General features: G+C 38.3%; 8 protein-coding genes. 7 read left to right on the top strand and 1 reads right to left on the bottom strand.

From position 1 onward, the window contains the following. The first annotated feature begins 176 nt into the window (after positions 1 to 176). Genes LPH68_RS09905 through LPH68_RS09885 form a run of 5 tightly spaced genes read left to right on the top strand, consistent with a single transcriptional unit; the run spans position 177 to position 8,399 of the window. The gene (locus tag LPH68_RS09905) at positions 177 to 3,479 is read left to right on the top strand and encodes a TonB-dependent receptor (protein ID WP_008022199.1); all 3,303 of its coding nucleotides are present in this window, start codon (positions 177 to 179) and stop codon (positions 3,477 to 3,479) included. 17 nt (positions 3,480 to 3,496) lie between these two features. Continuing rightward, entirely contained in the window at positions 3,497 to 5,047 is a 1,551-nt protein-coding gene (locus LPH68_RS09900; RefSeq protein WP_004313625.1) for a SusD/RagB family nutrient-binding outer membrane lipoprotein, read from the top strand. Between the two features lie 27 nt (positions 5,048 to 5,074). Further along, complete coding sequence (locus LPH68_RS09895; protein ID WP_004313624.1) at positions 5,075 to 6,214, top strand: glycoside hydrolase family 18; 1,140 nt, start codon at positions 5,075 to 5,077, stop codon at positions 6,212 to 6,214. 8 nt (positions 6,215 to 6,222) lie between these two features. Then, positions 6,223 to 7,422, top strand: coding sequence for a DUF1735 and LamG domain-containing protein (locus LPH68_RS09890; RefSeq protein WP_008647359.1), 1,200 nt, complete (start codon positions 6,223 to 6,225; stop codon positions 7,420 to 7,422). A gap of 23 nt (positions 7,423 to 7,445) precedes the next feature. Beyond that, entirely contained in the window at positions 7,446 to 8,399 is a 954-nt protein-coding gene (locus tag LPH68_RS09885; protein ID WP_087317957.1) for a DUF4999 domain-containing protein, read from the top strand. Between the two features lie 744 nt (positions 8,400 to 9,143). Here LPH68_RS09885 and LPH68_RS09880 read toward each other — a convergent pair. Beyond that, positions 9,144 to 10,136: a FecR family protein gene (locus LPH68_RS09880; RefSeq protein WP_032851227.1), complete on the bottom strand. Its 993-nt coding sequence runs from the start codon at positions 10,134 to 10,136 to the stop codon at positions 9,144 to 9,146. A 163-nt stretch (positions 10,137 to 10,299) separates the two neighbouring features. On the opposite strand from LPH68_RS09880, the gene LPH68_RS09875 reads away from it, so the two are divergent. Together LPH68_RS09875 and LPH68_RS09870 are read left to right on the top strand one after the other, a co-directional pair. Next, a complete protein-coding gene (locus LPH68_RS09875) occupies positions 10,300 to 10,902 on the top strand; it encodes an RNA polymerase sigma-70 factor (RefSeq protein WP_230296922.1) in 603 nt (200 codons plus the stop codon). Positions 10,903 to 10,904: 2 nt separating this feature from the next. Then, positions 10,905 to 11,531 (top strand): YhcH/YjgK/YiaL family protein, encoded by a 627-nt coding sequence (locus tag LPH68_RS09870; RefSeq protein WP_087317956.1) that lies wholly within the window; start codon positions 10,905 to 10,907, stop codon positions 11,529 to 11,531. Positions 11,532 to 11,536: the final 5 nt, after the last annotated feature.

Here is an 11,536-nt window from a genome sequence, read left to right as displayed (position 1 = left end):
ACATAAAATGTATTACTATTGAATAAGCGCTTATGGAATTTATTTTAAGTGTAACCTTTAAATTTATTAATTATGATAAACAGAGATACATGAAACCTTTGTGTGAAAACGGTAATCACATTTACCGCTTCTAATTACAAACTCTCTAAAAACTATTTCTAATTAAAAAGAATAAGATGAAAGAAATTATAAAACACAAGTTCTCACACTTGTTATTCTTCCTTTTGTTGGTTTCGTGTTTTGCTTCAGCTTATGGGCAAAAACGAACGATCACTCTTAATCTATCGAAAGTACCCTTGAACACTGCTTTGAAAGAAATTGAGAAACAAACTTCAATGTCAGTAGTCTATAACACAAATGATGTCGATATAAATCGTGTCATATCTATCAAGGTAACAAAAGAATCTTTGAATAATGTAATGAATCAGTTATTCAGAGGAGTTAATGTCAGTTTTTCAATAGTAGATAATCATATTGTACTTTCTGCGAAGAGTAATAAAGAAGAGCAGCAGAAAAAAACACCAATTACTGCAAGTGGTACTGTTACTGATTCAAAAGGAGAACCATTGATTGGAGTTAGTATTTTGGTAAAAGGAACTTCAAATGGTACTATCACTGATATGGATGGAAACTTCAAAATACAAGCAGCTAAAGGTGATGTACTTGAAGTATCCTATATCGGTTATGCCTCCCAAACAATCACGCTTGCCAACGCACAACCTATAAAAGTAACCTTAGGAGAAGATACGCAAGTATTGGACGAAGTAGTTGTTACTGCATTGGGTATCAAGCGTGCAACTAAGGCGTTAAGTTATAATGTACAAGAGGTAAAAGGTGACGAATTGACAGCTGTAAAGGACGCCAATTTTATGAATTCACTATCAGGAAAGGTTGCCGGTGTTCAAATTAATAGTGGTGCAACCGGTGCTGGTGGTGCCACACGTGTTGTTATGCGTGGTATGAAATCTCTGACTAAAGATAACAATGCATTGTATGTAATTGATGGTGTACCTATTTTTAATACAGGAAAAAGCGGTGGCGAAGGATTATTTGGAGAGATGGGAGGATCAGATGCTGTTGCTGACTTAAATCCGGATGATATTGCTAGTATTAGTATGATGACCGGTCCTTCTGCGGCAGCACTATATGGTTCTGCTGCGGCAAACGGTGTTGTTTTAATTACTACTAAAAAAGGCCAAACAGAGAAAACTACCATAACAGTATCCAACAGTACTACTTTCTCTAAAGCATATATTATGCCGGATATGCAGAACCGTTATGGTACAAGTTCTGGATTATTCAGCTGGGGAGAATTGACAAACCGTCGATATAACCCATCTGACTTCTTTGAAACAGGATCCAATGTTATCAATTCGGTAGCATTATCTACAGGAAATACCAAAAACCAGACCTATCTTTCTGCTTCTACAACTAACTCCGGTGGAATTCTTCCGAATAACTCCTATAACCGTTATAATTTTACGGCACGTAATACCACCCATTTCCTGAATGATAAACTTACTCTGGATATCGGTGCACAATATATCGTTCAGAACAACAAAAACATGGTTTCTCAAGGACAGTATTATAACCCTCTCCCATCACTGTATCTATTCCCTCGTGGAGACAACTTTGACGAAATTCGTTTGTATGAACGTTATAATACTAACTACGGCTATATGGAACAATATTGGCCTTATGGTGATGCAAGTTTGTCATTACAAAATCCATATTGGATACAAAATCGCATCAACCGTACTTCCAACAAGAAACGCTATATGATGAACGCTTCTTTGAAATGGCAGGCTACAGATTGGCTCAATGTTGTTGGTCGCGTCAATCTGGACAACTCCGACTACCGGAATAAAAACGAAAAATCTGCTTCTACATTAACAACATTCTGTGGTGTAAGCGGTGGTTTTGAAGATGCCATGCGTCAGGAACGTTCTTTATATGCCGATTTCCTGGCTAATATAGATAAAACATTTGGTGATTTTCATTTAACAGCCAATGTTGGTGCTTCCATATATCATACTTCAATGGATCAGTTATATATTGCAGGTGACCTGGTTATCCCCAACTTCTTCCAGATCAACAATATTAATTTCTCTGCCAACTATAAACCGGATCCTACCGGATATGAAGATGAAATTCAAAGTATTTTTGCCAGTGCTGAATTAAGTTGGAAAAATCAACTGTATCTAACTGTAACCGGACGTAATGACTGGGATTCAAAACTCGCATTCTCCAAACAAAAATCGTTCTTTTATCCGTCAGTCGGTTTATCGGCTTTATTATCAGAAATGGTTAAACTACCAGAGGTGATTTCTTATGCTAAAATACGCGGTTCGTATACAGTGGTAGCCTCTTCTTTCGATCGTTTCCTTACTAATCCGGGTTACGAATACAACAGCCAGACACATAACTGGGCGAATCCGACCGTATATCCGATGGACAATATGAAACCTGAAAAGACTAAATCCTGGGAAATCGGTTTGAACTTGAAATTCTGGGGAAATCGTTTTAATTTAGACGCTACTTACTATCGTTCTAACACACTGAACCAAACATTTAAGGTAGATATCCCCTCCTCTTCCGGATATAAACAAGCAATTGTACAAGCTGGTAACGTGCAAAATCAGGGTATTGAATTAGCTTTAGGATTCAGTGATAAATGGGCAGGATTCGGATGGTCTTCTAATGCAACCTTCACTCTAAACCGTAACAAGGTGAAACGACTGGCAAGCGGTAGCGTGAATCCTGTGACAGGAGAAGCTATCCAAATGGATGAAATGAATGTGGGTTGGTTAGGTAAAGAGAATGTAGCTCCTCGCGTCATCCTGACAGAAGGAGGTTCCATGACTGATATCTATGTATACAACCAACTGACAAAAGACAATAACGGTAATATAAAAGTCGATCAGAATGGTAATCTGGGTATCACTTCATCAAACACTCCGGTAAAAGTAGGTAATCTGGATGCTGATTTCAACCTCGGATGGACCAATCATTTCACTTATAAAGGAATTGATTTAGGAGTTGTATTATCAGCCCGTGTAGGCGGATTAGCTTATTCGGCTACTCAAGGTATTTTAGATTATTATGGAGTATCCGAAACATCTGCAACAGCTCGTGATAATGGTGGCATACCTATTAATAACGGTAAAGTTAACGCCCAAAAGTATTACCAGACTATTGGTACGGGTGAAGGTGGCTATGGTCGTTATTATCTATATAGTGCAACCAATGTACGTTTGCAGGAATTGAGTCTAAACTATACACTTCCTAAAAGATGGTTTAAAAATGTGGCGAATGTTACTTTGGGTATTGTAGGACGTAATTTATGGATGATTTATTGTAAAGCCCCATTTGACCCGGAATTGTCTGCCTCTACCTCCAGTAACTATTATATGAATGTAGACTACTTTATGCAACCTAGCTTGCGTAACTTCGGTTTTAATGTGAAAGTTCAATTCTAAAAGAAAAAGCTAATGTTATGAGAAAATATTTAAGAAATATCACAGTCGGTGCCGCTCTGTTGTTACTGGCAGGAAGTTGTACCGATAAATTTGAGGAGTATAATACGAATCAATATCAAATTCATGATGCAGACCCTGCGACTTTGATGAAGTCTATGATTGAAACAATTGTGAATATTCAGCAGAATGACTCTCAAATGCAAGATCAGATGGTGGGACAGTTAGGTGGCTATCTATGCTGTTCTAACACATGGAGTGGTACAAACTTCAGCACATTCAATCAGAGTGATGCCTGGAATGCTACCCCCTGGAACACTCCGTTTGAAAAAATATATGGAAACTTTTTCCAAATACAGGAAGCAACTAATTCTACGGGACATTATTATGCTTTTGCGTGTATGATACGTGCAATAACGATGCTTCGCGTTGCGGATTGTTATGGACCGATGCCTTACAGCCAAGTAAAGAAGGGTAATTTCTATGTATCTTATGATACCCAGGAACAGGTCTATACCAGTATATTAAGTGATTTAGCCAATGCAGCCGATGTTTTGTACAACTATTATGTAGAAACAAATGGTAATGCCCCATTGGGAGCCAATGATCCGGTTTTTGATGGAAATTATTCAGGTTGGGCTAAGCTAGCCAATTCAATGCGTTTACGTGTTGCAATGCGAATCAGCGGAACATGGCCTGGCATTGCTCAAGAGGCAGCTGAAGCAGCAGTAACACATAAAGCAGGATTGATTGAAAGTAATTCGGATAATGCTATGCTTTCTTGTGGCACGCAGAGTAATCCCTATCAACTGGCAGCTGTAAGTTGGGGTGATCTGCGTGTGAATGCAAATATTGTAGATTATATGAATGCATATGGCGATCCACGTATGCCGAAGTTCTTTAATAAGTCTACCCTTGCCGGGAAAACAGATAAATATGTAGGTATGCGTACTGGAGATGCTGATTTTAAAAAGGCAGATGCAGCAGGATTCTCTATTCCTGCATATACGGCAACTTCTAAATTAATGGTTTTCTGTGCTGCAGAGACAGCGTTTTTACGTGCAGAAGGAAAATTGCGTGGTTGGAATGTCGGTTCTAAAACAGCAAAAGCCTATTACGAAGATGGTATTAATTTATCAATGGAACAATATCAGGTTTCAGCCACTGAATACATGAAGATTGACGAGGCTCCTGTCGTATCACATGAAAGTGATGTTGTGCAAAATGCTACTGCTACAATTACCAATACTGTGAGTGTAATGTGGGATGACAGCGAGGCTGACAACGTAAATGGAAAGAATTTCCAACGTGTCATTACTCAAAAATGGATCGCCAATTATCCATTAGGATTGGAAGCATGGGCTGAATATCGCCGTACAGGTTATCCGGAACTTTATCCTTGTATCGACAATCTATCAGATTGTGGTGTGAGCAGCCAACGCGGTATGCGTCGTCTAAGTTTCCCTTATACAGAGGCACAAAACAATAAAGCCAATTATGATCTGGGAGTAGCAGAACTAGGCGGTGCTGATAACGAAGCTACTGACTTAAAGTGGGCTAAAAAGAACTAATTTATATAATGCATAAAAAGGACTTTTATGAAGAAAATTTATTTATTATACATTGTACTCATATCACTGGCAACGACCTCATTGATCGGTTGCAGTGACTGGACGGAGTCAGAAGCAAAAACTTTTCCCGAATCGATCGTATCGGATGAATATTATGCGGCCTTGCGTGCCTATAAACAGACAGATCACCAAGTTGCATTTGGTTGGTTTGGTGGCTGGAGTGGTGAAGGTGCCTATATGAAAAGTTCTTTAGCCGGTATTCCTGATAGTGTAGATATTGTTTCTATTTGGGGAAATTGGTCGAACATTACAGAAGCTCAAAAAAAAGATCTGGAATTTTGCCAACAAGTTAAAGGTACTCGTTTTACCATGTGTTTTATTATCAGAAGTGTAGGCGATCAAATTACTCCGCAGAATATTCGTGAAAATTGGGAAAATATGGGATTTTCATCCGAAAAAGAAGCTGTGAATGATTTTTGGGGATGGCCTTCCGATGAATCAAATAAGGAAGCAATAGAAGCATCCATTCGCAAATATGCAAGCGCCATTGCCGATACAGTAAACAAATATGGTTACGACGGCTTTGATATCGATTATGAACCTAATTTTGGCAACCCCGGTAATATCGTAGACGAAGACGATAGAATGTTTGCATTTGTTGATGAACTAGGCAAATATTTCGGTCCGAAATCAGGAACTGGCAAATTATTAGTTATCGATGGCGAACCACAGAGCATAACAGGTAGACCTGAAGTCGGGTTATATTTTGACTATTTTATCATTCAGGCTTACAATAATAGTAGTCCTGGCAGTGATTCTAAACTCGATAAACGTCTTATCACAGGCGGCGTAGCAGGTGCAGGACTTGTTCAGACGTATAGCAGTGTCATGTCTGAAGAACAAATCACGAAGATGACCATCATGACCGAGAATTTCGAGGCTACCGATGCTGCTATGGACGGTGGATATGATTACACTGATCGTTATGGTAACAAAATGAAATCTCTCGAAGGAATGGCACGCTGGCAACCAAGTAACGGATTCCGTAAAGGTGGTGCAGGAACCTATCATATGGAAGCAGAGTATGGAACTTCACCAGAATATAAAAATATACGCCGTGCTATTCAAATTATGAACCCGTCATCACATTCATTACTTAAAAATTAATGTAAACTATGAAACGTATGAATTATATAAAAATTTTATGCTTCTCCGCAGTCATAACAGGCTTAGGAAGTATAGTAAGTTGTGGAGATGCAAAATACGATACTTTAGATACACATGCTTATATTGAAGAAGCTCTTTCCAGTACAAGTCAGAAAGTAACAGTACAAGCTTCTGGAGAAAGCTTTACTACCTTAAATGTGCATCTAAGTAATCTTTCTTCTACTGATAATCACTATAAGCTGGTCACAGATCAATCAGTATTGGATGCTTATAACCATATAAATGGAACCGGATATATAATGTTGCCCGAAGGATATTATACATTACCGGAAACCATTACAGTGAAAGCCGGACAATATGCTACTGATGCCCTTTCTATTGCTTTGAAAGCTTTTAGCCAGGAAATGATGAAGTCAGGAGAATCATATGCACTGCCTGTAAAACTTGTATTGCAGGATGGAAGTATTTCACCGATGGAAAATACCGGAACCTTTGTTATTTTGGCAGAAAGTATTATCGAATTTTCAGCTCCAATGTTTGTTGGCGCTCCTAGTTTAAAAGCTAATAAATTCACAGAATCTCCCGAAACGTATTCACAATATACGATAGAGGTTCGTTTTCAGGTAGCCAACACAGCTGACCGTGACCGTGCAGTCTTTAAGAACGGAGGAGATGATGCAAACTTCATCCTTTTACGTTTTGAGGATCCTCAAAGTGACAATGAAAATTATAAGGCACATTCATTAGTACAGATTGTAGGACGTAACCGGCTTTATTTGAATCCAAGTAATTCTTTCAAGCCAAACGAATGGCAACATTTAGCATTGGTCTGTGATGGTTCCAACTATCGACTTTACATAAACGGAGTTGATTCGGGTGTGTTGAGTATACCAACAGGAGCTACAACTTTCTCTGATGTAAATTGGTTCTGCTTAGGTGATGATTCTTATAGTAGATGGGGAAACTGTAAAATTTTGATGAGTGAAGCACGTATTTGGTCCGTAGTTCGTTCCGCTTCTCAAATTCAGAATAACATGACGCAAGTTAGCCCTAAATCTGTAGGTTTGGAAGCTTATTGGCGATTCAATGAAGGACAAGGTAATGTGTTCGAAGATGCAACCGGTAAAGGTCATACTTTGACAACTTCTGCTACTCCTACCTGGATTGACGGTATTTTATCTACAGACAAATCTACCGAATGGAAATAGTAATAATTTAATCGTATGTACATATGAAAAATATATTTCAATCACTATCAATAGCAGCCCTACTCGGCTTGTTTGTCCCATTCATTTCGTCCTGTAGTGATGATGAAGAAGCTTTTAACGAGTGGAATGCTACGTATGTGTCTCTACAGAGAAATGACTACTTGTCAGGTAACGTCAAAAAGTTTAATCTGACTCATGATGCGAATGGAATCGGAGGAGATGAAATTAAGATGGCTTTTACTGTAAAAACACAGAAAGCAGTCTCTACAGATATGGTTATCGCATTAAGTGCAAAAAGTGAAACAGAAGGGCTTGATGCAAGCCAGATCGTTTTAAGTTCCTCACAGGTTACTCTCAAAGAAGGACAGATGACTTCTGAAGAAATCACTGCAACGGTCGATCCAACGATATTCGCCAGTATCATGGAAAAAACAAGTTTCTCTTTCAGTGTATCAATCAGTAATGTAACTACCAATGATAAGAACACTGTCATTAGCAGTAATTTAAGTATCTTACCTGTCATCATTAATAAAGCTGCCTACTGTAATCTAAAAAGTGGTACTCCTAGCAATAGCCAACTTATCAGTAATCGTGCAGGTTGGATTGTTAATGTGGAAGAAGGAGTAGACGGCGCACCTAATAATTTAATTGATGGCAAGACTGGAACTGACGTTGCTCTGAATAATAAAGGCTTCTGGTTCACCGTTGATTTAGGAGAAACTAAGGTTTTAACAGGCATCAAAACGAATCATTGGGGAAATGCATATGCTCCTAGAGAAGTGGAAATATTACAGTCTGAAAATGGTACGACATGGAAATCATTGAGTTCATTAGCAATACCCGGTAATAGTACACAAAACATCACGTTCATCTCTCCTATTACTACGCGATATCTAAAATATCAGATTATCACTATCTCTACAAACGGTCGTACGGATGTTACAGAATTTAATGTTTACGAACCCAAAAGTGAATAAACATAATGAATAGGTAACATAGAAATGATAAAATAGAGGGTAATCCAATGGATTACCCTCTATTTTAGAAACATACTTCACAAACATACTTCCAGACTATCAATCTATCTCCCAAAAGAATACTCCAGATCTCTACTTGTTAGTTCATCTTTGTACATCTTTCTTATGACTTATGGTTTTGAATTAAATTTCTCCTACTGAATCTTTACGCTATTATCCGGTTTCAGCCGTTTCAGTTTTGTTCGTAAACGCCTTGATAAAGAGCGATAACGGCTGAAACCGGATTTTTGTATCCCCCGCAGGAAGGGATTCTGGATAGGGAGAATGCTTTCAGCCTCTTAGGAGCGACATTGATATGTCGGATTAAAGTCGTTGACATGCCGGGTTAGTAAATCAGAGTCTCTATTCGCATAAAACGAAGGCTATGTTTCACTCAAACAGCGGCTCTATTGAAGGTAAATAGAGACTCTAAAAAAGAGACTATTTACATCTCCTTTTTGTTTTCAGGTTCGCGTTCAGCCAAAAGCACCGATGAAAAGGAACTTTTTAAGTAGACTGAAAGCTGAATGCGGTTTTTAACTAATTCTATTTAGATGGGCTCACCACGGTGAAGTTTGTTCAAAACTGCACCAAAACAAAATTTTCGATCAAACACTTGTTTCTCTAATGATCTAAGAAAGCCATAAAGGAAAGGGGGATTCTTAATGAGTTAAGAATCCCCCTGTAAAAAGACTTATTTATATCTTATTTCTTCATCACCCGAATAATCCGTCCGTCTTTCTTATAAGAAAAATGATTTGTATGCATCAAAACATTCAGTATTTCATCAGCAGTGCTATCAGTAGAGAATTCACCGGTAAACCGTTCTGATTTCAAAGCATCATCCTTATAGATAAATTTAATATCATACAACTTCTCCATAATATTGGTTATTTCCAATAAAGAATGTTGCTTGAATTCCAACTTACCTTTCATCCACAGGAGCACATCCGTAGGTTGGTTATATTCAATCAACTCTGCCTGATAAGTATCCGTATTCACATTCAATGTCTGTCCCGGTTTCAGTAAATAGCCATTCTCTTCCGTTCGTGGAGAATCCACCCGCACCAAACCTTGAAGCAAGGTAGTCACTACCCTATTCTCTTCTTCACGCGCACGCACATTAAATTTTGTACCAAGCACACAAGTCTTGATTTGTTTACTGTTTACGATAAATGGAGCATGTTTATCATGGGAAACCTCGAAATAAGCTTCACCCGACAAATCGATTTGGCGATCCGAACTCCAGAAAGAATTATGATAAACTAATTTAGAAGATGCATTCAGCCATACCCTACTACCATCCGGCAGTACAGTCTGTGCTCTCTGTCCGGCAGCAGTTATCACCTCATAATCTGAAAGTTTATTGGAAAGTAATCCCCAGGCAATTCCACCGGCAAAAACAAGTCCGGTAAGAAAAGCAGCAGCCACAGTAGCATAACGCCCCCAACGGATTGAGATATTTTTCCGTTTAGTATTTCTCTCCTTTTCTCTGATAGCCGACTTAAATTTATCTAATGACGCCTCTGTATCTACAGCATTCATCACCGCTATACGTTCACCTACAAAAAGAGTATAATAAAGTTGCTCTAAAGTTTTCCGATTCCCCGGTTCTTCCTCGCACCAAGTTTCCACCCGGGCAGCTTCTTCATCATTACATTCACCCTGCAGATAATTCAACAAGATAGTTTCATCCATGCTCATTTGACCTTTTACAATAAAAAAACTATAAAACCTTTGTAGTAATACAGTTGTGAGTACAAATATACTAAACGAAAAAAGAAAAAAATATTTTTTCTCGCATTTTTATTTCATTTATCTACTTCTTTCATTATTTTTGTCTTACATAAATTAAAAGAGAATGTCACAATCTCCGATATATTTGGATATTAATAATAATAAGTCCGTTATTACTGCCCTAAAAGCAGGAGAAGAAAAAGTTTTTGACGTCGTCTACAGACATTATTTCCGTAGGCTATGTGCTTTTTGTTCTCAATACGTAAGTGAGCAGGAAGAAATAGAGGAGATTGTGCAGGAAACAATGATGTGGCTGTGGGAAAACCGTTGTACTCTGATGGAAGATCTGACACTCAAAACTCTTCTTTTTACGATTGTCAAGAACAAAGCCCTCAACCGTCTTTCCCATTTTGAGATTAAACGAAAAGTACATCAGGAAATCGTAGATAAATATGATAGTGAGCTCAATAACCCGGACTTCTATTTGAGTGATGAGCTTTTCCGTCTATATGAAGAAGCATTAAAAAGACTTCCGAAAGAATATCTCGAAGCCTACGAGATGAACCGTAATCAACATCTGACGCATAAAGAAATTGCCGAGAAACTGAATGTATCTCCACAAACGATTAATTACAGAATTGGACAAGCTTTAAAGCTATTACGAGTAGCTTTAAAAGACTATCTACCTTTATTCATACTTATTTTCGGACCTAATTTTTTCGAATAATCATGAAATCAAACTTCGTATTTAGTAGTTCAAGCCTGTTTATCGGACTTTTTCTTTTCTTCTTCACAGAAAATATATGTTCACAAGAATCTGCTGACAACTGGACTCTTAAACAAGCCCGCCAATGGACACAGAAGCAAGGATGGGCGAACGGGCTGAAGGCAATGCCTCATAAGACAACCGATTATCAGGAATTTGCCTCACAATATCACAAGAACAAGAAAGTGTGGGACAAGACTTTCCAATGGCTAGCTACCCACGACCTCGTAAATATGCCTGCCGGACGATACGAAGTAGATGGTGAACATTGCTACATCAATGTACAGGATGCAACAACACAAGATGTCAGTAAACGTAAAATTGAAGCACACCGCCACGGCATCGATCTGCAATATGTAGTAAAAGGTACCGAACGTTTCGGAATTACTTCAGCCGAATATGCGGAGCCTATCACCGAATATAAACCGGATGTTACTTTCTACAAAGCCAAGAAAATAAAATATGTAGATTCCACTCCGGACACATTCTTCATGTTCTTCCCTAAAAACTTCCATCAGGCATTAGTAAAAGCCGGGAAAGAACCGGAAGAGATACGAGTAATCGTTGCTAAAATCGAATATATCCCTTAAACAAA

The organism is Bacteroides sp. 1_1_30, assembly GCF_020982715.1.
GTDB classification, from domain to species: Bacteria; Bacteroidota; Bacteroidia; order Bacteroidales; family Bacteroidaceae; genus Bacteroides; species Bacteroides xylanisolvens.
This window is presented reverse-complemented; position numbering and strand designations above follow the sequence as displayed.

Bases quoted from the DNA above. Each gene is read 5' to 3' on its own strand.
- LPH68_RS09890 (WP_008647359.1), top strand. From the start codon at position 6,223: ATGAAACGTATGAATTATATAAAAATTTTATGCTTCTCCGCAGTCATA.
- LPH68_RS09875 (WP_230296922.1), top strand. From the start codon at position 10,300: ATGTCACAATCTCCGATATATTTGGATATTAATAATAATAAGTCCGTT.
- LPH68_RS09895 (WP_004313624.1), top strand. From the start codon at position 5,075: ATGAAGAAAATTTATTTATTATACATTGTACTCATATCACTGGCAACG.
- LPH68_RS09905 (WP_008022199.1), top strand. From the start codon at position 177: ATGAAAGAAATTATAAAACACAAGTTCTCACACTTGTTATTCTTCCTT.
- LPH68_RS09870 (WP_087317956.1), top strand. From the start codon at position 10,905: ATGAAATCAAACTTCGTATTTAGTAGTTCAAGCCTGTTTATCGGACTT.
- LPH68_RS09900 (WP_004313625.1), top strand. From the start codon at position 3,497: ATGAGAAAATATTTAAGAAATATCACAGTCGGTGCCGCTCTGTTGTTA.
- LPH68_RS09885 (WP_087317957.1), top strand. From the start codon at position 7,446: ATGAAAAATATATTTCAATCACTATCAATAGCAGCCCTACTCGGCTTG.
- LPH68_RS09880 (WP_032851227.1), bottom strand. From the start codon at position 10,136: ATGGATGAAACTATCTTGTTGAATTATCTGCAGGGTGAATGTAATGAT.